The 23040-nt window shown below is 47.4% G+C and carries 16 protein-coding genes; 8 read left to right on the plus strand and 8 right to left on the minus strand.

What is annotated here, in order from left to right; all coding sequences use genetic code 11:
• From COW20_03730 to COW20_03760, 7 genes are all read right to left on the minus strand, one after another.
• A partial coding sequence (locus COW20_03730) for a hypothetical protein (protein ID PIW50056.1) occupies positions 1–376 on the minus strand: 376 nt, incomplete at its 3' end.
• Positions 373–1059: a hypothetical protein gene (locus tag COW20_03735; protein ID PIW50057.1), complete on the minus strand. Its 687-nt coding sequence runs from the start codon at positions 1057–1059 to the stop codon at positions 373–375. The genes COW20_03735 and COW20_03730, both read right to left, overlap by 4 nt.
• Positions 1052–3319, minus strand: a complete 2268-nt coding sequence (locus COW20_03740) for a hypothetical protein (GenBank protein ID PIW50058.1) — start codon at positions 3317–3319, stop codon at positions 1052–1054. Before COW20_03740 ends, COW20_03735 begins: the two co-directional genes overlap by 8 nt.
• A gap of 4 nt (positions 3320–3323) precedes the next feature.
• Positions 3324–5309: an excinuclease ABC subunit B gene (locus COW20_03745; protein PIW50059.1), complete on the minus strand. Its 1986-nt coding sequence runs from the start codon at positions 5307–5309 to the stop codon at positions 3324–3326.
• Between the two features lie 3 nt (positions 5310–5312).
• On the minus strand, positions 5313–5471 hold the full coding sequence (locus tag COW20_03750; protein ID PIW50060.1) for a twin-arginine translocase TatA/TatE family subunit: 159 nt from the start codon (positions 5469–5471) through the stop codon (positions 5313–5315).
• Positions 5472–5690: 219 nt separating this feature from the next.
• Entirely contained in the window at positions 5691–5945 is a 255-nt protein-coding gene (locus tag COW20_03755) for a hypothetical protein (GenBank protein PIW50061.1), read from the minus strand.
• A complete protein-coding gene (locus COW20_03760) occupies positions 5945–8233 on the minus strand; it encodes a hypothetical protein (GenBank protein ID PIW50062.1) in 2289 nt (762 codons plus the stop codon). The genes COW20_03755 and COW20_03760 overlap by 1 nt, the downstream gene beginning before the upstream one ends.
• Before the next feature lie 261 nt (positions 8234–8494).
• On the opposite strand from COW20_03760, the gene COW20_03765 reads away from it, so the two are divergent.
• The 7 genes from COW20_03765 (at position 8495) to COW20_03795 (ending at position 18610) form a co-directional block, all read left to right on the plus strand.
• Positions 8495–9991 (plus strand): hypothetical protein, encoded by a 1497-nt coding sequence (locus COW20_03765; GenBank protein PIW50063.1) that lies wholly within the window; start codon positions 8495–8497, stop codon positions 9989–9991.
• A 93-nt stretch (positions 9992–10084) separates the two neighbouring features.
• Positions 10085–10987 carry a nicotinate-nucleotide diphosphorylase (carboxylating) gene (nadC, locus tag COW20_03770; GenBank protein PIW50064.1) on the plus strand — a complete coding sequence of 301 codons (903 nt, stop codon included), beginning with the start codon at positions 10085–10087 and terminating at the stop codon, positions 10985–10987.
• A complete protein-coding gene (locus tag COW20_03775) occupies positions 10984–11394 on the plus strand; it encodes a globin (protein ID PIW50065.1) in 411 nt (136 codons plus the stop codon). The genes nadC and COW20_03775 overlap by 4 nt, the downstream gene beginning before the upstream one ends.
• A complete protein-coding gene (locus COW20_03780; protein ID PIW50066.1) occupies positions 11395–12627 on the plus strand; it encodes a hypothetical protein in 1233 nt (410 codons plus the stop codon).
• A 5-nt stretch (positions 12628–12632) separates the two neighbouring features.
• Positions 12633–15728, plus strand: coding sequence for an acriflavin resistance protein (locus COW20_03785; GenBank protein PIW50067.1), 3096 nt, complete (start codon positions 12633–12635; stop codon positions 15726–15728).
• Positions 15721–17253: a hypothetical protein gene (locus COW20_03790; GenBank protein PIW50068.1), complete on the plus strand. Its 1533-nt coding sequence runs from the start codon at positions 15721–15723 to the stop codon at positions 17251–17253. The genes COW20_03785 and COW20_03790 overlap by 8 nt, the downstream gene beginning before the upstream one ends.
• Before the next feature lie 172 nt (positions 17254–17425).
• Entirely contained in the window at positions 17426–18610 is a 1185-nt protein-coding gene (locus COW20_03795; GenBank protein ID PIW50069.1) for a hypothetical protein, read from the plus strand.
• 54 nt (positions 18611–18664) lie between these two features.
• Here COW20_03795 and COW20_03800 read toward each other — a convergent pair whose 3' ends face one another.
• The gene (locus COW20_03800; GenBank protein PIW50070.1) at positions 18665–20998 is read right to left on the minus strand and encodes a hypothetical protein; all 2334 of its coding nucleotides are present in this window, start codon (positions 20996–20998) and stop codon (positions 18665–18667) included.
• 155 nt (positions 20999–21153) lie between these two features.
• Between COW20_03800 and COW20_03805 the strand changes: the two genes are divergently transcribed.
• Positions 21154–23016, plus strand: coding sequence for a hypothetical protein (locus tag COW20_03805; GenBank protein ID PIW50071.1), 1863 nt, complete (start codon positions 21154–21156; stop codon positions 23014–23016).
• The last annotated feature ends 24 nt before the right edge of the window (positions 23017–23040 follow it).

Consider the following 23040-nt stretch of genomic DNA (forward strand, 5'->3'; position numbering starts at 1 on the left):
CATCTGGACTCAATGAGAATGGCTGATGCGAATTGCCAAGGGGTCGATCTTGAATTTGATAAACGCGCCGGTAATCCTGGGTTCTCCAGATCGTATACACCCCCTCTTCACTACCAGCAATCAGAAATTTGCCATCGGGCGTCATTTGAGCATCCACCAAAGGTTCATTGACCCCCAGTTTGTGGGTGCGCTCTTTTTTTGAAACCGACCAAATTTCCAGGCTACGGTCCAAGACACGGATCAGTTGATCCCCTTGTGGGCTGAAACGGGCATAACCCGACAATCCTTGCCAATTGACATATTCGTTCGCCCAAGCTTGAGCTGTCTGCCCCCAAAGAAGACAGCAGAAAAGACAGCTTGCAAGTTTTTTTCTCATGGGGTACACAAGGAAAGCATTTCAGGTAAAAGTTCAGGTTTTAAGATTTTAATGCCTCCCCCTTTTAATTGCAATAATTTTTTTTGCTGTAAATTTTCCAAAACTATTTCAACAGCTTCAACACTGCTGCCTGTCAACTCAGCCAATTCACGCGGGCTACAGGCCGAAACAGTCTGGGGATCCCCCTGATAATCAGGGTGTGAAAAAGTATGATAAAGCATGCGCAGAATGCGCTGTCGGCTTTGAATGGCAATTTCTCGATGGTAGGTATCAAAATGGTGCCCCAAATAGGCTTTTAAAAAATTGACCAGGCGCGAACCCATCGCAGGATAAAATTTAATCAATTTTTCAAAGGCGGGTTTTCGCAATACCAAGAGCTGCACAGGTGTTTCTGTTGAAATTTGTGCCCGTTTAAACCCTTGGTCGACCAATTCAAGACTGCCAAAAATATCTCCTTTTCTCAAGGTTGCACACCGACGCGTACTGCCCGCAGAAGTAATCTGAATAAATCTCAAACTGCCCTGTCGCACGGTATAGATCACATCGCCAGGAACATTCGCTGAAAAAACCGTGCGGTTGGCCTCATAATGAGAAGTGTGCATCAATTGAAACAAACGGCTCACATCTTCATCAGGCAAAGCATTTAAAAGAGGTTCTGATGAAAGATACCAGACCTTACTCATATTTCATTTCCTCCAAAACGGGTAAATTGGAATGATTTTGTTCACTCCGCATTTCTTGAACCAAATAAATAAAAAGCAAAAACAAAGCCAGCCCCGTACAGATCCATAAAAACCTTGGAATTTCTTCCTGACTCACAGCTGAAACATGTGAAACTGGCATTTCTAAACGGGATTGAGGCTCTCTGATATCACATTTATTTTCCAAATCTGCTTGAAAAACTTCAAAATTGGAATACCGATTTTCGCGTTTGAAGGAAAGTGCGCGGTTCACCACAGAAGCCAAATCTTCTGGCACTTTCTCTTCAAGGCTTTGCGGTTGCGGAAGCTGTTCGGCATCTTTCCGACTGCGTAATTGGGCGTAGTCATAGGGAAAACGATGCGTTAAAAGCTCGTACATCAAGACTCCGACAGCGAAAAGATCCGTCTGCTCATCGGGGATATGGGATCCATCGAGCAATTCTGGCGCCATATAGCGCGTTGTTTTGGGTATTTTTTGTAAGGTTCCGGTCTCAACTTTGCTCCAAGGCACAAAGTCAAGGAGTGTCACTTTCCAGTCTTGCGACAACATGACATTTTCGGGCTTAATATCCCCATGCACATAGCCTTCCTGGTGAATATAATGCAAGACATCAGAAAGCTGTAAGGCAATATGGCGTACCTCTTCAGGCAAAAGCCCTTCCTGTTGTGGCATCGTTTTTAAATGCTCACGCAGATTATGCCCTTCTACCCATTCCATGATCACATAGCCATCATCATCTTCGATTAAGGTATCAATGACTTTAACCAAACCGTTGTGTTGCAGGTACTTCAATTCTTTTAAGGGGTCAAGGGTCATTTGTAAGGTCTGCAAACGGGTCTGATAATCAGTTGTAGGGGGCACCAAAAGTTTTTTTAAGGCCACAATTTGTCCCGTTTGAGTATCCTGTGCTTTAAAAATCAAACTATTGGGGGCTTTGTGAACCTCATTCCCAATCAGTTCATAGCGTGAACCAATCAGATCGGTGGTGCCTTTTTCAAGTGCTGAATAAAAGGCATGAATCGTTGAATAGCGCTGATCCTTATCAAACTTGATCGCGCGTGCAATCAGTTTATCCATATAGGTGGGCAAGCCCGGAATCATCTTACTCGGCGGTTCCCATAAGAGCTCATCATAGTGTGTCGGTTTATTTCCCGTTAAAAGTTCATAAAAAATGACACCCACCGAATAAACATCAACGCGCTGATCAACCTGGTGGGTTCCAATGGCATAATCGGGATCTGCATAGGGATTTTCTTCGGTTAATTTTTTCAGCGCAGTACTCTGCAGAGTATGCATGCCCTCTTTTTTTGCTGCATCAAAATTAAACACTTTCAAACGGTGTTCTGGGGTTACCAAGAGGTTATCTGGTGTCAGATTGCGGTGAATGATGCCTTTGGCATGTGCCGCCATCAGGGCTTGGCAAAGATCTTTGATCAACTGAATCGCTGTGGTCAGCGGAATCATGCCCGGATGGTCTTCAAGGTATTGGCGAAGACTGATCGCCCCTTCACACCATTCACTGACAATATAAACCCGATCTTCCCTGGGGACGATATTTTCAACCTGGACAATATTTTCATGCTGCAATTCTCTCGCCAGTTTCGCTCCCCGAATCAAGGCATGGCTGTCCTCATGGGAGGCCCCCTGCGGCAGAAAAACTTCTTTCAGCATGACAGGGCGGTCTTCGACCGTATCCATGGCCAAATAGCGCAGTTGACCTGGCGCGCGATCCACTTCGGAGAGGATCTGATATCTGAAAATACGCTGATAGAGCAATTCAGCTTTCAAAACCTGCAGTATGCGCTTGGTCAGCACAGCTTCAATCACCACAGGCCCTTCTTCAATCCAGGCTCTGAGCCGATTCCAGCTGACCTTCACAACCCGATCGGTGACCTGGGTTTGGGGCGTGTCCTCATGCACGACAATCGCCTGACGTAAAATCGGCAGACCGGATAACCAACGCAAAAGATAGTGTTCAAGGGTATCTGCGCTGCGTTCAATATCATAGGCCAGAGTCAGGGAGTGTTGTGGAGAATAACGCTGATAGATCAAATGGTAAGAGAGTAAAAACAAACCCGTGGGGCCCACCACCAGCATATAATAATCTTGATCCTGGGTCTGTAAGCCTAAAGAACGCATCGGAAAAGGAATGACCGCATATTGATCGCTCAATGCCAGCAAAAATCGAATCCCGGCAAAGTCCTGGATATCCGCTTTTTGAATCGTTCTTAATTCTGCCATGCTCTTACCGCCGGCTCAATTTATGAAGTTCCTGTAACTCTTTCATTTGGTCTCGAAGCACCACTGCCCGCTCAAAATCCAACATCTCTGCAGCAGCATGCATTTCTTTTTCGAGCGCTTGAATCAAATCTTCGAGATTTTCATGTTCAGGGGTAAGTTGTAATTTGGCACGATAGGGTTCAGATCTTTCTGCCGCCCGAAGTTTGTCAAGCAGGGGGTTGTGTAAGCCCTTGATAATGGCTTGGGGTTCAATCCCATGTTCGCGGTTATAGGCTTCCTGTTTGGCTCTGCGACGCTCGGTTTCACCCACTGCCAATTCCATGGCATCTGTATAGCGATTGCCATACAGAATCACTTTGCCACTCAAATGCCTCGCCGCCCGCCCGATGGTTTGAATTAGGGCCCGGTGACTGCGTAAAAAACCTTCCTTGTCGGCATCTAAAATGGCAACCAGGGAGACCTCAGGCAAATCCAAGCCCTCACGCAAAAGATTGACCCCAATCAAAACATCAAATTTACCTGCGCGCAAATCTGAAAGTATTTCAATCCTTTCAATCGCGTCGATATCTGAGTGCAGATATTTTACCTGTATCTTGAGTTCGGCCAAATAAGAGGTTAAATCTTCAGCCATGCGTTTGGTCAAGGTCGTTGCCAAAACACGTTCGCCACGGGCCACCGTGGTTTGAATTTCAGCAATCAGGTCATCCACTTGATTTTCAAGCGGACGCACTTCTATCTGAGGGTCGAGCAAACCAGTCGGTCTGACAATCTGTTCAACCACCTGGGTACTGTTTTGAATCTCAAAATCGGCAGGGGTTGCAGACACAAAAATCATTTTTCCCAATTTTTGCCAAAGTTCATCAAACTTCAGCGGCCGATTGTCAAGAGCACTGGGCAGTCGAAAACCGTGATCTACCAAGGTTTGTTTCCGGCTTCTGTCGCCTTCATACATGCCCCGCAATTGAGGAACCGTCACATGGGATTCATCGATCACTACCAAAAAATCCTTGGGAAAATAATCGATCAGCGTGGAAGGAGGAGTGCCTGCAGCCCGTCCTTCTAACTGGCGAGAATAGTTTTCAACCCCATTGCAATAGCCTACCTCCTGAAGCATTTCCAAATCATAGGCCGTACGTTGTTTCAGGCGTTGGGCTTCCAAGAGTTTATGCTCTGCTTCAAGCGCCTGAAGTTGTCCATCTAACTCAGTTTGAATATCCCGAACTGCGCGTTGTAATTCTTCAGGTGGCATCACAAAGTGCTTGGCAGGGTAAATTCTTACCCGCTTCAGATCTTTCAAGCGGCGACCCGATACAGGGTCGATTTCAGAAATTCGCTCAATTTCCTGATCAAAAAACTCAATTCTGAGGACATGCTCATCATAGGGCAGTCCAATTTCAACCATTTCTCCACGCACCCGAAAGCTGCCACGCGCCAATTCATAATCATTGCGCTGATATTGGATTTCAGTTAAGGCATAGAGCAATTTTTTAAAATCAATCATCTGCCCGGGTTGAAGGGGTATCGAGGCGCGTAAATACTCTTCGGGAGTACCCAAGCCATAGATACACGAGACGCTGGCGACAATGATGACATCCTTGCGATCTAAGAGAGAGCGGGTAGCAGAGTGGCGCAGTCTGTCGATCTCTTCATTGATAGAAGCTGTTTTTTCGACATAGGTATCACTTTGTGGGATATAGGCTTCGGGCCGATAATAGTCATAATAGCTGACAAAGTATTCAACCGCATTTTCAGGAAAAAACTCGCGCAATTCATTGCAGAGTTGGGCTGCCAAGGTCTTGTTGTGGGCAATCACCAAAGTAGGGACATCGTGTTTCGCAATGACATTGGCAACCGTAAAGGTTTTGCCTGAGCCCGTTACCCCAAGTAAAGTCTGGCAGCGTTGGTTTGATTCGAGCCCTGAAAGCAAAGACGCGATAGCTTGGGGCTGGTCCCCTGATGGCTGGTAATTGCTCCGAAGTTGGAACTCCACCCTTTATTTCTTAATTTCAGATTCGATCTCGCGGGTCGCACCGCGGAATTCTGACATCGCCCGCCCAATGGCTTTGCCCACTTCAGGTAATTTGCCAGGGCCAAAAACAATCAATGCCAAAACCAAAATCAGAAGAAGCTCAGGAACACCAATACCAAACATACAGATAACGCCTTTCTTGCAAGCATCGGAACCATTTTGAAATGATATACTCTATGATACACCTCTATCATAAGCACGAACAGGGGACAGTTACGCCAGGAAGGAATCTCTGGGGGACTTATTCTGAGGACGGCATCACCGGATCGTGCTGAGAAAATGAGCAAACGTGAAGCTGCTTCTCCCAGTCAAAATTTTTAGCAAAAGCCAGCTCGCAAGATTTTATATCAAGCTGAATAAAAGTGCTCTGCTAAAATGGTAAGCTTCATCCCTTTCTGTCTCTGGGCCAGCCTCCCATAAAACCAAGTTTTGTTTCAAGGCCCCTTTAAACGCTTGGTAGACCTCGGGTTGCTTTGATACTTTGTCGATCCATCTCTGCACATGCCATTCGCGCTCCAAATCGCTATGACTGAGCCAATAGGGAATCAAGCGTTCCAAGTCTTGATGGCAAGCTGAAAGCAGATCATTTTGTATCATCATCGGATCTTGGCCATTTTGGCGATTAAAGATTTTGAACGAACCTCATTGCGCAGATATCTAAGTATTTGTTCGGGACTGTCCAGGCCCACAAAACGGGTATTGGGCTCAAACCCATGCAGAAGATAGGTCAACTGCATGAAGTTTTGGCCTGAGAGCAAAATTTCAGCAGCCTTTTCAGCCTCTGGATAGTCCCATTTATCTGTAATTTTCAAAAGCATTGCCAAGCGGGTTTGTTCATCGGCATCCTGAATCAGAGCCTTCAGTTCTGCTGGGGAAGTGCCTGAAGGCAGCGCACTGTAGGCATCTTTGATCTTGGCCTGACTATCTGCTTTTACTTGAGCACGCCCATCTTCTTTCATGGCCTTATTTTCAAGCGCCAAAGCAATCAGAGCATCCGTTCGCTGGGTATTCTCCAAATTGTCCATTAAGAGTTCAAAATAGGCAGTATCCAAATTTTTATCCGGCTCAGCGGCAACCAACGCTTTAAAACGTTCAACGGATAACTTTTCAGAACAACTGTAGAGCTTCACCAGAGCTGCCAGCTCATCTTTATCCCGCAAGGCCTCAATCCGCTGAAAAAGACGTTCATCAGCCAATCCCGATTGGCTCAAGCCAATCAGCATATCCATATTGCGCGCAGCCAATTCAGGGCTGAGTCGAAAACTTCTGAATTTTTCCCTGAGTAGATCTTTTTGAGTCTCGGGTAAAGATTTGAGAATCGGATCTTCACTTAAATAATCAGTAATCTTATAATAGCGCCAATTATGAATCGCTTGATAGGACTCTTTTTTTGCTGAAGCTCCGGGTAGATGCTCAAAAACCGGGAAGCCCTGTGTTTGGTTTGAGCGCGGCAGCGATGCCGAATCCAGACGTTGCCTAAAGGTTTCCAAAGGCATGGTTTGCATTTCGCCCCAAGGATTCATAAAATAGGCTTTTTGATCGCTTGGGTCCAGAGCTGTTAGTAATATCTTGTGGGCACTTTCTCCCCAGCGCAAACCAACGGGCACCGGCTCGCCTTGTGAGAGTGCTGTTTGAATTTCATTAAAAAGTATTTCAGATTTTTCAAACCCTTGCCAACTGGGATCTGGATGGGCATGAACATACCGAAAAGCATAGCTACCGGCCCCAAACAAAGCCTCTGATAATCGCACTGCGCCCTTTTCATCGAGGCCAGAGTATTCAGACTTGCCGTCAGAATTGCGATCCTTTTGATTGTCATAGCTTTGATCGCCGTTTGCATATTCCATAAAAGCTGGTTGGATCAGACGGCTGGAAAGGCTTCTGCCACTGCGATCATCTATCAGGGTATCTGCTTCCCGTTCCATGCCCCTGTTTCCGTTCAAATGATCGCGCGCAACCTCTCCCGAGGGGCTTGCCAAATCAGCCAGCAGTTGGAGATACAACTCTGGATTTTTGAGCGACAAGAGTATTTGCACCGTCGTCGGAGCACAGGTACCTTTGGAATGCTGTTCAATTTTTTCAGGGAAAGCCAACTCCTGTAAGGCACTTCTTATCAGCGTCATGCGTTGTGAAGTCAACGATTCATGCAGGGGGGCTTCACGAAATTTATCAAGGGCCGCTAAGAGCTGAGGACTTAAGCGATGACTGGAAATCAAGCCCTGAAGTGAAAAGAGGATTGAATTGGTATAGTGGCCATCAACGCCTGTACCTGTAACGATCCCCTCCTTAACATCTGCCCCTCCTTCGGCCTGAACTTCAGCCAAAACCAAATCAGAAAGCTCAAACTTTTCCAAAAATCTGAGCACGTCGCTTTGAACGGTTTCAGGTAAATTCAAAAATTCTTCTTGCCCCAAACGCAAAGCCAGTTTGGTAAGCATTTGAGATTTTTGCTCTGAAAGTACAGGCGTTTTGCCTGCCCCCTTCAGTTCATCTCTGACTTCACGTTGAACACTGAGATACTGTTCATAGATCGCCTGGTCCCCTTTTTCAGGCGCACGCTTAGAGCCTACCAAGGCAGGCGGTTTCTCAATTCCCAGATCGGGATCAGGGGGGGGCTCAGGCGGCTTTTCTTGTTTTTTTTCTTCAAGGGGCTTGGCTTTCAAATTCTTTGGCTGATTTTTTAGCGGCTTTTTCGCTGTTTCTGCCAGCAGAGGGTGTTCAAATGGCAAGGGTTGAGACGGGAGCGTTCCTTTTTGACCTGATTCGAGGGTAAGGGTTTCTTTCAGCATGGCAGGAGAAAGAGCTTCGCTTGGCTTTTCAAGCGGGAATGCTGAGGGCAAAAAAGGAGGTTGACTGCTCAGAGCGCGGGGGTTCAAAGGTTGCATATTCACCTGAAATCTAATCAATATATTTCATTATATAAAGAGAGTATTCTGCGAGTACAGGGCAAAAACAAGAATTAAACGATCAGACTTTCCATTCAATTTAACTTAATTTTGAGGAAGGCTCACACCGCCCCAAGAAATACACGCAATCAGATCTTTGAGGATTTTTTAAAAAATCAAGAAATATTAACTTTTTGTATAAAATTCGCTTTCCTGTGGTATGAAAAATGAAGACTCCATTCATTAAGGAAAATGTATCCGATGCCCAATGTGAATCGAAACGTATTTAATGCCATTCAAAAAGCAGTTCAATCTGAATCTGCGATCAGTTCATCTGAATTCAAACAAATTCAGGTGGCCATGGCGAAAGACGGAATCGACTCACATGAAGCAGCCACCCTGGATGCGCTTCAACAGGGTAACAGCGTAGAGATCCACAGTTCATCCCAGTCACTCAAATTGAATCCAAATTCGGTTCAGTATCCGCTTTTTGAATCAGAAACTGAAAATTTTTCGCTGACAAAAGCAGAGCTTGTCAAATTGGCTGAGTCTTCAAATCAGGAAATTCAATCCTGGTATGATCAACACCCAGAAAATCGTGCGCAGATTCGAGAAGCATTTAATCAAGCCTTTGAAACCGCAACGCCAGAGGAACAGAACAAGCTTGAAAAATTGGGAACCCAATTGCAGCGCTTGCAAGATCGAAAAAATATAAGCTCTGCTGAGCGACACTATTCGCAACTCAGCCCCGAACAAATTAGCCAAGAAATGCTTGAAAAGATTGCTGGCCCACGGGATGCCCGTCAAAGGCCCATGGCACTCTCAAAATTGGCAGAAGACTTGAGGCTTTTAAGTTTTGCCTCAAAATCCAGTGGTGGACGTCAACTCGAAGAAAAGGTCTATTCTGCGCTCGCCAAAGCCCTGGAACACCGTGACCCCAATGGCACCCGTTCGATCCCAGCTGTTGAACTTGCAGAAGCCCTTTCTGAGCTGAAGGGGCCTGGATCAGCGCAAGTCAAAGCCCGCATGATCAAAATGGCCCAGGACACAGAAAACCTCAGCGTAGCTTTTAAGGCAAGTGAAAAAAAATGGGTGAAAGGGGGCATCAGTGAAATGCTGTTGAAGTCTGACCCGATCGGGATTGCCAATGAACTCGAATTTCAGGCAGATCGCAACCGCGGCAAAGACAGCCTTTTACTGAATCGCAGCCTGGATTCGATTGTAGAAAAAAATCCCGAAAACCCCGATCAGGCAGCCGATACCCTGGGTGAGATTTTGGGCAACGCAACCCGTGAGTATGCCGATGCCATTTTAGAAAGCCCACCCGATCAGAAAAAAATAGATAAACTCAGTCACCAGATGGGCTATTTGCTCAGAGCGACTGAAAAAACGATTGAAAAATTAGCCAAATCTGAAAAAGCCAAGGTGGATCAAGGGGCGTTTATCGCCAAAGTATTCAGCAAAGGGGTTTCAAAGCTTTCTGGTGTCAAAGGAATAGAAACCCTGCTCAACAAGGGCATCGATACCCAAGCCAAACGTGAAAAAAACCAGGTCGAAAACTGGCAAAAGGGCATTGTTTCAAGCTACCAGGTGCTCATGAACCAAATCTTCATGGCCCATGAGCCTGGGGGAGGATCTGCCACAGAAGACGTTGAAGAATTTCAACAAAGGCAAAACAATTTTGAAACCGCATTTCAAAAAGGCTATGATAATCACCTGCGCGAAGAAACACCCCTTGTTCCCCGTACGCATCGCTAAGTTGAATCATAGTGCACTCATTTGAGCTTTCACCGTCGACAGAGTGAATCGGTTACAATAGGGAGGATTTACTCACCGTTGAAGGAGTCTGCGATGACTTTGCCTGCCTATGATCTGACCCAAACCCCTGAACTTTGGTTTATTCGTACCCTTGAACTGGATCCAGCCTATGTCAATCAGCGCATTGCCTGGTTTTTCGCTGAAGATATGCCCCAAGGCGATATTACAGTTTTAAGCACCATTGATCCTGAGAGCCAGTCGGTTGCGCATGTTTTAGCAGCCCAGGATCTTGTTTTTGCAGGGTCCCAAGTCTTGCCGCATATTTTTTCGGAAGATGTTGAAGTCAAGCTCATGCAGGCCGATGGGGAAGCCGTAAAAGCAGGAACCGTTCTGGCTGAGCTGAAGGGCCCCTCTCAAGAACTGTTGATGCGTGAGCGCGTCATGTTGAACCTTTTGCAACGTTTATGTGGGATTGCAACATTAACCCGCAAACATGTATCGCTCGAAGCTCCCGTTGGCTTTAAAATTTTAGATACCCGCAAAACCACACCTGGTTTGCGCCTGTTTGAAAAATATGCAGTCGCTGTGGGAGGCGGGTATAATCATCGCCGGGATTTGAGTTCTGTGGCCATGCTCAAAGACAACCATCTGGTCGCTGCAGGTGGCGTTAAGGCAGCGCTTGAAAGCGTGATCGCCGCTGATCCTGAAGTCTATATTGAGTTGGAAGTCGATCGTCTGGATCAACTGCGTGAAGCCTTGGAAGTAGGGGGTATGCATGCCATTCTGCTCGATAATATGCCTCCAGAGATGATTTCGGAAGCTGTGGCTTTGGTCAGAAATCATCCCGAACACCGCGATTTATTTCTTGAAGCTTCTGGTGGAATCACCTATGCAACCTTGCCCGATTATCTCTGGACAGGTGTCAACGGGATTTCGATTGGCGCGTTGACGACCCAGGCCCAAAATGTGGATATAAAATTGGAGTTTATTGCATGAAAGATAGTGATTTTGTAAAACTGAGCTTTGGCAGATGCCTGAACCAGACGGATATCATCGGCAGATTTTATCAAATTTTTCTCGACAGCCATCCAGATATTCGTCCGATGTTCGCAAACACCAATTTTGAAGTTCAAAAGGGCTTACTTCGTCAAGGCATTAATCTGGCACTGATGTTTGCCGATGACAATCCGGTTGGAAAAAGTGGTTTGGCCCGGATTCGCGAGAGCCATGGCAAAAAGAATTTAAATATTCGCCCCGAACTCTACTCCTATTGGAAACGCAGTTTCATGCAGGCTATTTCAGAGTGCGATAACGAATACTCACCTGAAATTCGTGCCCATTGGGACAGAATTCTGCAAAAGGCCATTGATTATATTATTTCAGGATACGATGAACAGGCATAAATGACTGCCCAAAAATTAACTGTCAGCTTGGGGGCAGTTATTCTAATTCTAGGTTTGGCTTGGGGCTTGAATTTTCGCTTGCAGGAAGTATATGCCAGTCGAAAAGAGAAACAGCCCTCCCGTCCGCCGATCACAGTTGAAGTATCAGAAGTCAAAACTGAAGCCATTCAGGAAACCCGACAACTCAGTGGTTCTGCTCTGCCCTTCGCCCAATTTACCCTTTCATCCCGTGTTTCGGGTCGCTTGCTCTCTTTGCGCGGCCAGATGGGGGAAGTCATTCAGCGCGGCGCGATCCTGGGTCAGATTGAAGATACCCTTCTTCAGCAGGAAATTGAACAGCTCAAAGCTGCACGTCAGGTAGATATGGCAAGTATTCAGGAAATCCAGGTCGGCTTTGAACGGGCTGAAGGCGATTTAAACCGCGTGGTTGCGCTTTATCAGAAAAAGCTTGCTTCACAGGAGGAATTGGACAAAGCAAATTCTGAATTGGAGAGCAGCAGAGCCCGCCTGGTGACGGCACAGGCCCGTATTCAACAGAACCAAGCATCAATTCGACAGGCTCAAATCAAACGGGAAGAAGCCAAAATTCAGGCCTTGTGGAACGGAGGGGCCTCACAAGCTGTCGTCAGTCAGCGCTTTGTGGACCCAGGCACGACCTTGGCTTTGAATACCCCCTTGCTGAGTTTAATCGATCTTCATCTGATTCGGGCGCGGGCACCACTCACAGAAAAGGACTACGCCCGCATCCAATTGGGTCAAACTGCGCGCATCCAAACTGATGCTTTTCCAGGAGAGGTCTTCATCGGAAAAGTGGCCCGGCTGGCTCCCCTGCTGAGTGAAGAAAGCAGAACCGCAGAGCTTGAGCTTGAAATCCCAAATCCCAATTTTCGACTTAAACCCGGCATGTTTCTTAAAATTGAACTTCTGCTCGCCACCCATCCTTCAGCCCAGGTCATCCCCCTAAGCGCCCTGGTCAGAAAAGCGCAAGACTCCCTTGGAGTCTTTGTGCTCAACACACAAGGGCAGGTAGACTATTTCTCAGTTAAAACAGGAATTGTTCAAGCCAATCGCGTCGAAATCCTTGAACCAAAACTTAAAGGACGAGTGGTAACCCTGGGGCACCAGCTCTTAAAACCAGGGGCAAAAGTACGCTTGGCGAACCCGAATTTACGCCAAGGAAAAAACCAAAACAAAATGCCTGAAAACAAAGCCACGAAACACAAGGCGAAATAGCCCAGGTGAATTTTTCACGTTTTTTTATTCTCCGCCCTGTGTTTACAAGTATGTTTGTTTTGATCATTCTCTTGATCGGCAGCGTCGCGCTCAGTCGCCTGTCCATTGACCTGGTACCGGATGTGGCTTTACCAACCCTGACCATCACCACCCCCTATACGGGTGCTGGCCCAGAAGAAATTGAGGAATTGATCAGTCGACCGATTGAGGAAGCTGTCGCCTCTGCCCCCGGCGTAGAAGAAATTACCTCAGCCTCACGAGAAGGCAATAGCCAGGTACGCGTCACCTTTGCCTTTGGTTCAGATTTAAATGAAGCCTCCAATGAATTGCGCGAAAGAATTGATCGAATTATCAACCGCCTGCCTGCGGACGCAGATCGACCCAGACTGTTTAAATTTGATGTCGCCAGTTTTCCGATCGTAATTCTGGGGGTTGAGAGCGATTTAGATCCGATTCAAACACGGCTGCTGATAGATTCAGATATCAAAAACCGCTTGGAACGGGTTCCCGGTGTGGCCTCCATGGATGCCTTGGGAGGGCTTTCCCGTGAAATTCAGGTGGATCTTGATTTTGCAAAAATTTTGGCGCTTAAAATACCCTTTGATCAAATTCTCAAACAGATCGATGCTGCCAATCTGCAGTTACCTGCGGGTTCGGTTGAACAGGCCCATCAGGACATTCTGGTGCGCACATCAGGGCAGTTTAAAGATTTAAGTGAACTTGAAAATACAGTGGTGGCACTGCGTCAGGGAGTTCCGGTTCAATTGGGGCAAATTGCGAAAATCAGAGACACCAGCCAAAAAATGACCTCTCTGGTTCGGGTCAATGGCAAAGCGGGCATTCGCCTGGCGATTCGCAAACAAGCGGGTACCAATACGGTCGAAGTGGCTCGCAAGGTCATCGCAGAAGTCGAAAAAATCAACCAGGAACAGCAGCAAATCCAATTGCCCGTCTTGGTGGATACCTCAAGCTTTATTAAACGCTCGCTACAAAATGTCGCCACAGCCGTTTTACTGGGTGGACTGCTTTCGATTCTGATCCTGTTTATTTTTCTGCGCAATTTAAAAACCACTTTGGTGATCGCAACTGCGATTCCTGTTTCCATCATCGCGACCTTTATTTTGATGTATTTTGCAGGATTTACACTCAATACCATCAGTTTAGGGGCCTTGGCACTGGGTATCGGCATGTTGGTAGACAGTGCGATTGTGGTACTTGAAAATATCTACCGCAACCGCGAAGAAGGCCTCTCGGCTCAAGAAGCAGCCATTACCGGCTCCCGTCAGGTGGGGTCTGCGATTCTATCCAGCACTTTGACAACGGTTGCCGTTTTTTTACCCCTGATCTTTGTGAGAGGTGTTTCAGGGGTCACCTATCAACAATTGGCGATTATCGTCAGCTTCTCCCTGTTTTGCTCGCTGGTGATAGCCTTGACCTTGGTCCCCATGTTGACGGCCCTGGTGCTCCGCCGGGGCAAGACCCGGCAGAAAATTACAAGAAACGCAAGTCTGGATCAATTGGACAGGGCCTACCGTCATTTTTTGAGCAGCGCCTTAAACCAACGTTTCTGGATCCTGCCTGGCGTTTTTCTTTTGCTGCTTGCCACCCTGCCTTTGGCCCCGCTGATCCCTGTCGAATTTATGCCCCAGGCAGATGAAGGTGAAATTCGCGTCAATGGCGAAATGGAACCCGGCATTCGCTTGGCTGTGCTTGAAAAACAATTTCATAAAATTGAAGCGATCGTGCGCAAAGAAGTGCCTGAAGCAGTGCACGTACTCACCGAATTGGGAGCCACGGGCTTCGGGGGAGGGGACGCTTCCAACAAAGGTCAGCTGCGGATCTATCTGAAACCTCAAAATCAAAGAAAACGTTCTGGGCTGCTGATTGCTACCCAATTGCGTAAAAAGCTCTCAGGAATTGCAGGTGTGAAGTTAAGGGTTCAGCCCTCAAGCGCTTTTTTTGTCTTTCGCCTGATTAACAATACCTCTGATGCGCGTATTCAAGTTGAAGTCAAAGGTTTTGATCTTCAGAGCGCAGATCGTTTAAGCCGGGAGGTCGCAGATAAAATCGAAGCAGTGAAAGGCGCTGCAGATATTCGTATCAACCGAGACAGTGGCAGTCCTGAAGCGGGCTTAATCGTTGATCGTCAAAAAGCGGGTGCCTTGGGCGTGAATATCGACAGTTTGGGACGGGCCTTACAAACTGCCATATCAGGATCATTGGCCACCACCACCTACCGCGAAGCAGGCAAAGAATTCAGAATCAGGGTCAAAATTGCCGGCGCCGATCGCCACCCTGTTGAGGATTTGCTGCAACTGCCCGTCAGTACCACCCAAAGCAAATTGATTCCGCTTGCAAATTTCGTGAGCACTGAACGCACCAATGGCCCCGTCATGATTGAGCGCAAAGATCAAGAGCGGGTGATTACGGTTTCAGCAGAGGCTGATGGGCGACCGCTGGCAGAAGTTCAAGCGGATATTCAGTCTGCTCTGAAGGATCTCAATCTGCCCCGTGATTTTTCTGTCAGTCTGGCAGGCGATATCGAAGAACAACAGAAATCCTTCAGAGAACTGATGATCGGCTTGGTACTCTCCTTGCTTTTGGTCTATATGATTTTGGCGGCTCAGTATGAATCCTTTCTCGATCCGTTTGTGGTAATGTTTTCTGTGCCCCTGGCTGCCATTGGCGTGATCCTGACCCTCTTCCTGACAAAAACCAGTTTTAATCTCCAGACCTTTATTGGGGCGATTATGTTGGGGGGTATTGTGGTCAACAATGCCATTTTATTGGTGGATCAAATCAATCAACTGCGCAGAGAAGAGCACCTCCCCTTGCGGAAAGCCGTTGAAGAAGCTGGATTTCGACGTTTGCGTCCGATTTTAATGACCACCTTGACCACTGTCTTGGGGCTGCTGCCTCTGGCGATCGGCTTGGGAGAGGGTTCCGAAGCCCAAGCGCCTTTGGCCCGAACCGTGATCGGTGGCCTGAGCAGTTCCACCCTCCTTACCCTGATTATTGTGCCCCTGGTTTACTATAGCCTTGAGAAAACCCGTGAAAAAAAACCAGCTCCAGCCCACGCAGAGGAAATTCAGGATGCCTAAAATACGCTTGGCTTTGATGCTGCTGGGTTTGACTCTTCAAGGTGCCTCCGCCGGCCTTGCAGAGGAAATACCCAGCAAAACAACACATCAGGCTCCTGCGCATCAGCTCTTAACACTGAATATCCTTGAGGCTGGGCTTCTGGCATTGAAGAATAATCCTGCGCTCAAACTTGAATTGCTTCAAGTGGAAAACTCAACCTGGGGGGAGTCGCTTGCCACAGCACGTTTTGATCCCCGTATCAGTGCATCTGCAAACCTCAGTGGCGACAATACCCCCCGGATTCTTGGCAATTCCACTGAATTTATAGATATTCTATCCCGCAGCAGTGAAGTCAGAATGGGCCTTGAAAAAGAATTTGAAACAGGCAGCAAACTGGCGCTTGATGTACGCTCCAATTTCAGTGGCAGAACCTGGAGTGATCGCAGTGCCACTCAGAATCAAACGCGAATAGGGCTCAGCTTTACCCAGGCCCTTTTGCAGGGCCAAAATCCTGAGGTGAATCGCGCCAGCATTGAATTGGCCCGCGAAGACAAACGCTTAGCTGAATTCCGACTCCAAGGCCTGGCCTTGAGCATCGTGGCTGAGACTGAACAGGCTTTTTGGGACTACCTTCAATCTCTGCAATCGCTTGCCCTGGTTCAAGAATCTTTGGCCTTGATAGAACAGGAATTAAGTGAAACAGAAACCCGGATAGCCTTGGGCCGTCTGGCCCCTGTCGAAAAAATTACCCTCGAAGCCGAAGTTGCCCTCAGACAACAGGATTTAAACAATGCCGAGGCTGAAATTCAGCGCAATCGTTTGAACCTCTTGCGATTGATTCAACCGGATCCCCAGAACTGGGCAGTGACTCCCTTGCAAATCAGCTTGCCCCTCGAGCTGCCCGAAGAAAAGCTTGAAGCCTTTGAAAGCCATTTGGCACTTGCATTGAAACAGCGGCCTGAAATTCTACAGGCTCAAACAGAAATAAACCAACAGCGCCTCGAAATCGTACGCACACGGGATGGTCTATTGCCCAAACTGGATCTGTTTATCAGCTTGGGCAAAAGTGGTTATGCTGAAGCCTTTCTGGGTTCTTTGGGCAATCTGCCTGGCAGTGGCTTTGATTTAACCGGAGGCGCACAATTCTCCTATTCCTTGGGCAGTCGCGCCGAAAAGGCAAAGCTTGAACAGGCCCTTAACGATCAGAAAAGTCAGAGTGAAGCCTTGCATAATTTACAGGTCTTGGTTGAGTTTGACCTCAGAAAGGCCTGGCTGGAGTTGAATCTTGCAAGAACCCAGATTCAAACCGCAAAAAAAACAAAAGCAGCTCAATCAGCACGACTTGAAGCAGAAAAAGAAAGATACCATGCGGGCCGAGGTTTGGCTTTCGCTCTGGCCCAAGCCCAACGGGATCATTTTGCAGCCAAAATTGAAGAATTAAAAGCCCTGATCATCTATCACAAGCGTTTGAGCGCTTTTTTTCGCTATGAGGGCAGTTTGCTGCACAGGCGGGGTATTGTCGCCCTTCCGAGGGTGGAATCTTGAAGCGCAGACGCCAAGCTCAAGGACATCCGGCGAAGACAATTCATTCACTTCATGCGTTCAAAAATCAGCACAAAACACCAGATAAAACTCAAATTCTTTACATGAATTTAATTCCCGCGAGTTATCAGTGGTTTATAATAAGTAAAACTTAGTTGCATTTAAGGAGCCAGACGTGGGGAATATCTCGAATTCAGCCAAAACAATTCAAGCCCAAATTCTTTCAGCCAATACCGTTCTACCCAGCCAAACTGAGCAAGAACTTGAAAATACCAAAGCCCTGGCACGCCAGGATGGCAACCACAATCTCGTACTGCTGAACTCAGAAAATACAACTGCTCCCCAGGTTTATAACCTTAAAGTGACTGAAATGGACTTGGATCAGGTCCAACTGGGGCAAACTATCAAAACAGGCCAAATTCAGGGAACCCTGCAGTTCATGGACAATGGCAGCGATGATCCGATTTACAATGCGCTCAAAAGCGAGCAGAACCTCTACTCCTTAAGCGAAAAAGAAGCGGGTCAATTTGTACTGGCTTTGACTGTTTGGGGCTTTGGAGGAAGTGATGACGAAGATAAATTCAAATTGGACTATAGCCCAAGAGAGCTGAAAGCCTTTGTTTCAGAATTTCAAAAGGAAATAGGGGCTGAAGCAACAGGCGTTTGGAACGAAGAAAGTTTTGTCAAAGCCAAAGCCTTTGTACTTGAGCATTTTGACAAAGATGAGATGATGACCGATGCTCAGTTCAAAAATTTTATCGGCGATGTCCAAAATTACTTTCAGGGTAAAATTACCCGTGATCAGGCCAATGAAAACCTTGAAGCCTATCTCTACGACCAACGCAGCCAACCCTTACACGCGCCGTCAAAGCCAGATGAGATTGGTTTTCAATCGTTTCAATCGCAATTCAAGCCAGAAGAGCAAATGCTCATCGGCCTTTGCCTGAGCAATTATAGCAGGAATGAGATCCCCGTATTGCAAGCAATCTTAAAGGGAAACACACCTGCTGAGACAGCAAAAACACAGCTTTTAGACGCGTTTTATGATCCCGAAGAAATACCCGAAGTACTTGCGCCAGGTGCAGATCTCAGCAAAGAATTGGGCAAAGTCTTGGTCAAAGAACTTCAGGCAGATACCCTCGACATGCCTGCTGAAAAAGTCAGTGGAAAATTTGATCAAAACACCTATGATGCACTGCAAGCCAGTTTAAAAGAAGACTATGAATTGGATCTGTCTCCTGAAGGTTTGCGACAATTTACCCAAGCAGCACTCAAAGCCATACTTGCCAAAGCGCGCGGCGAGATCGATGAAGATCAATTGGACAGCCAGCTTGAAGCCTTGTCAAAAAAACGGTTTTAAGCTCAGAAAGGCTTGAATGGCTCTCAAACAGGCAGAGCCATTCAAAGCTTCGCTTTAGTAGTGGACTGCGCGGTAAAGTGGCAGGGGCATTTCTTCCCGGCGATTGCCGAGCGAACGATCGCCGTCTTTTTTCATCCGATCAAACCAAAGCACGCCCGCTTGATCGGTAATAATGCCCAAATCGGCTTCGTTCATCTCTTTTTGAATCAAGCCATCATCAATGATTTTTTTACCCTCTTCATAGACAGTCAAATAACCCAGTGGCCCAATGCTGATTTCACGGCTGGGGGCCTGGTCTAAATGATCGAGTTCAGCTTTTGAACTCACCCGACGGTAGACCACCTTATTCGGGTCGGTTGAAGCTTTGGGATCGGGAACATAGGCCTGCCGGTAATTTTCACCCAATTCATTCTGGCGAATGGTCATGAAAGAACCGTTGGGAGTGATATACTCTGTACTCTTATCGTTATAGCTGAACTGGTAACCTGGAACCCGGTTGTGGCGGAAATAGGGAATCGGCAGAATGAAATTTCTCACACCCACTTCCCAGCCCGTTTCACCCGGCAGATTATTGGAGTCTTTGCCAACGGAAATGCCGCCCAAGCCCACTTCCAATTCATATTTATCGGCAATGCCGATTCCGGCATAGAGCAGTTTATTGGTGCCTACACCAGCCGTTACATAAAAATCCTTGTTCTTAGACAAGGCCAGCTCCAGCTCAGCTTCTGCGGCCTGGTTCCAAAGCGAAACCTCGCCATAGCCTTCGAAATCGACTTTGCTGGAAAGATGTTTATTGAGATCGACACTGGCTCCGAGATTGTTAAAGGAGCCAATCGTGGCATGCACGCCCCCAACCACAGACATCTCATCTTGAAGCCCATGGTAAGGCGTCAAATACCAGCTGTTGGAAGCCGTTAGCCCTACGAAAAAGGGTGTGTCACGGCTAAAACCAATCCCCACACTGGCATTGGCTCCATCAAGAAGTTTATTGCCGGAATGAAAGGTATGGTTCAAGCCCAAGCCGAGCATGATATCGTTTTTACTATTTCCCTGCATTTTCAAAGGCGCAGAGGTGCCCGCACGAATGCTCGCCACGGTGTTCTTTTCTTCGCCAAAGGCATGGGAAAACATCACGCCCGCACTGGGTCGGGCCCCGTCTCCAAAGCCCGAACTGTAAAGCCCTACATAATTACGTTGGTCAGGAATTTCTTTCATGCCCTTAAGCAGCAACAATTTCAGCTTTTCAAGCCGAGCATTGAGTTCGAGGCTGTCCATATCCGGAGGAAGCTTGCGCAGTTTTTCCATCTGATCGCGCACACCTTTAACCGTCGATTCAAAGGTCTCAAGATAGCGCTGGGATAACTTGCGTTCATGTTTGACACTCAAATTTTCAAAGCGTTTTTCTGCCTGAGGGATGACTTCTGTTTCAAGCCGTTTCAATTCCTGCTCAAGCCCTTCAAGTACGGGTTTGGGATCAATTTTTTCGCCCTGAAAGGAGCGCTGTTGCAGACTGTTCAGCTGGCGGTGGGTTTGGGTCAGGCTCGAGCGGATATCGTTGAACACGGCAGTACGCTGCTCAAGTTCATCCTCTTTCAGGGTTTCGCCCATTTCGTCTTTCAGTTTATTCAAACTGGTTTTATCGAGAAGGTTATGGCTCTCACCCCAGTCATTGAGAAAGTCATCGCCAATTTCAAGGCGGCGAACTCCCTCTTTCTTGTCGTATTCGAGATCCACCTTGGTGCCAAAGACCCCATCCCACTCATCGACAATCGCGATTTCAGTGATGCTGCGTTCTTTTAAGGTTTGAAGATTGTCATGGGCATAGTTGAGCATATTGCGAAAGCCTTCAAGCTTTTCGCGATTTTCAAAGACATCGTCATCCAGCTCAATCGTGACTTTAATCCCCTGGGCTTCGAGGGATTGCTGCAATTGATTCAGCTCATTCAGATAGGCTTGTTTATCTTCACCCAAAACTTTGTTTAATTGTTTTCCAAAGCGCTGTTCATATTTATCAAGGGCTGTTTTGCGAACGGGTGCATTTTCAAGAGCAGAATCTGTCGCGCTGTGTTGTCCGATCACATTCTCCTGCCCTGTGAGGGGATCTGAAGCCACAAAAGATACAATCGGCGCTTCGCGAATCACATCGCCACCCAATTGGCCTGCGGGCAAGAGGGTATGGATTTCGTCTACGCCTAAAACCTGGTAGCCGCCATTTTCTGTTTCAAGAATGACAGCATCCTGATCCGGCGCATCGGCGACCTTTTTGGCAACGGTTTCGGCCTCGGCATGGGAGGCAAAGGTTCCATGCTCCCCTTTGACATAAAGCCCCTGGGGAGTGTCACCGGTCATGAGTTGAGCGACGCGCACGCGTGATTGAATATCTGGCATAACCCCATTATACCGTCTTAGGCTCAAAATCTTGTCAGGGCAGTAAGAAGTTTTTTGGGGGGGTGGTACCGCTTTTAGGCACCAAATTCAGAATCTTGCTTGAAAACCCCTTCATGAATGGGCTATATTAGGGCATCCCTGCAGGAGCCAAAGCAATGATCCGGATCGGATTCCTTTATGTGGATGATTTTTATCAGCCCCGCAGCCAACGCGTGGGCTCCTTGGGTCTGGCTTCGATTGCTGCTTGGTTAGAACAGGAAATTTCGGGCATTGAAACCCAAATTGGCCTCTGTGCTGGGGATATCATCGCCTTTGAACCTGATTTGGTAGGTATTTCGGCCTATACCGAAACCCTGCCAGCGGCCTTGGCAGAAGCACGTAAAATCAAAGCCTGGCGAGATCTTCCGATTGTGCTGGGCGGCCCCCATATTGCCACCAATGCCTATGATTTGCACCCTGAAATCGATATCGGGGTGGTTGGTGAGGGAGAAGAAGCAATGGAAAGCATTGTGCGCGCTTTTCAAGCCAATCAGCTTCACCCCGCGCATTTGAAAACAATTCCGGGACTGAGTTTTCATGAAAATGGGAAGATCGTCAATACCGGTCGCTGCCCACCGATTCAAAATCTCGATCGTCTGGCCCATCCCAACCGGGCCAAGATGTTTGCCCCTTTGGCTACCCATTTTCCAGATTTTAAACCGCTCTTTCATGTGCATACGGCACGGGGATGCCCCTACCGCTGCACTTTCTGCTCAGCGCCCTTGGTCAATCCCAGTTGGCGTTTTCACAGCCCGGAATGGGTGGTTGAGGAACTGGAGTCGATTGCAAAACATTATCCCGACTGCGACCAAATTACCCTCTCGGATGATCTCTTTACGCTCAAAAAAAGCCGTTTGGAAGCTTTGGTAAAAGCAATTCGAGCAGCAGGTTTACACAAGCGGTTTTTCTTTCTCTGTTCTTCGCGTTCGAATACGCTCAGCCCAGAGATCTGCCGACTTTTGGTAGATATGAATATGCTCTTGATCAGCTTTGGCATGGAATCGGGCTCAGATCGTCTGATCAAACAACTCAAAGGCGTGGGAACCAGTCATGCTGATTACCAACGGGTATTAGAACTTTGCCAGTGCCATGGTCTCTATGCCCATGGCAACCTGATTATCGGGGATCAACATGAGGAAGTCTCAGATTTGAAAGCAACCTGGGATTTACTTGCCCAAGGCCATGATTTATTTGCCACGGCCTATGTCACCCATATGACCCCCTTTCCCGGTACGCGGGTCTGGGAGCAGGCGCTTGAAGCCCAACGTTTTGATCCCCAAAGCCTGGATTATCGCCAACTGAATCTTGAATTTGACCCCCAAGATACCGTTTTGCTCAGCACCCACTATTCCCGCGAATTTTATACGGAGGCCCATCAAAAGTTCAAAAATCTTTCCGAGGGAATTTCTGCGCGTTTTACTGAAGAATCGGGATTATTAAAAGATTTACTCAGCCAGGAACGGTGGGTTTTGCCAGAAATGATAAGCGAATTGCTGGCTGAAGAAGGCTGGGAATTCACAGAACTTTTGAGCCCCTTTGAATCGGTTTTAAATCGCCAGGCCGGAATCCACCCGCTTGAGAGTAAATCCCTCTTATCACCCTCTGAATCCAAACCGCTTCTGCTCAATCATTATCTGGAAACCTTAAAAGACCCAGGCCAATTTCTTGCCGAATTGCCTGCCCGCCCGCTGATCAGCATTGACTATCATATGGGAAACTACTACCATTTATTGCTCTTATTATTGGGAAAATGGCAGGAGGGAGTCTGGGGGGGACGACAACGACTGTTTTTAAGACATTTTACCCTCAAAACGTTGGTTCAACTTTTTGAATCAAATGCTTATCAGCTCAAAAAAAGCAAGGCGATGAAATTCAGGCTCACGCTACCCGATGGCCCGATAAAACTCCTGCGGCAATATCTGCCCGTCCCTGAGCCAGAAACCTTTGCTTGGATCACCCTTTGGCAGCCCATAAAATAACCCCCTTCATTTGAAAGGGGGTTA

The organism is bacterium (Candidatus Blackallbacteria) CG13_big_fil_rev_8_21_14_2_50_49_14, assembly GCA_002783405.1.
Taxonomy (GTDB): domain Bacteria; phylum Cyanobacteriota; class Sericytochromatia; order UBA7694; family UBA7694.

What these genes read in the sequence shown, in the direction of transcription:
- COW20_03735 (PIW50057.1), bottom strand. Translation starts at nt 1,059, where the DNA reads ATGAGTAAGGTCTGGTATCTTTCATCAGAACCTCTTTTAAATGCTTTG.
- COW20_03750 (PIW50060.1), bottom strand. Translation starts at nt 5,471, where the DNA reads ATGTTTGGTATTGGTGTTCCTGAGCTTCTTCTGATTTTGGTTTTGGCA.
- nadC (PIW50064.1), top strand. Translation starts at nt 10,085, where the DNA reads ATGACTTTGCCTGCCTATGATCTGACCCAAACCCCTGAACTTTGGTTT.
- COW20_03780 (PIW50066.1), top strand. Translation starts at nt 11,395, where the DNA reads ATGACTGCCCAAAAATTAACTGTCAGCTTGGGGGCAGTTATTCTAATT.
- COW20_03790 (PIW50068.1), top strand. Translation starts at nt 15,721, where the DNA reads ATGCCTAAAATACGCTTGGCTTTGATGCTGCTGGGTTTGACTCTTCAA.
- COW20_03740 (PIW50058.1), bottom strand. Translation starts at nt 3,319, where the DNA reads ATGGCAGAATTAAGAACGATTCAAAAAGCGGATATCCAGGACTTTGCC.
- COW20_03755 (PIW50061.1), bottom strand. Translation starts at nt 5,945, where the DNA reads ATGATACAAAATGATCTGCTTTCAGCTTGCCATCAAGACTTGGAACGC.
- COW20_03805 (PIW50071.1), top strand. Translation starts at nt 21,154, where the DNA reads ATGATCCGGATCGGATTCCTTTATGTGGATGATTTTTATCAGCCCCGC.
- COW20_03800 (PIW50070.1), bottom strand. Translation starts at nt 20,998, where the DNA reads ATGCCAGATATTCAATCACGCGTGCGCGTCGCTCAACTCATGACCGGT.
- COW20_03765 (PIW50063.1), top strand. Translation starts at nt 8,495, where the DNA reads ATGCCCAATGTGAATCGAAACGTATTTAATGCCATTCAAAAAGCAGTT.
- COW20_03775 (PIW50065.1), top strand. Translation starts at nt 10,984, where the DNA reads ATGAAAGATAGTGATTTTGTAAAACTGAGCTTTGGCAGATGCCTGAAC.
- COW20_03760 (PIW50062.1), bottom strand. Translation starts at nt 8,233, where the DNA reads ATGCAACCTTTGAACCCCCGCGCTCTGAGCAGTCAACCTCCTTTTTTG.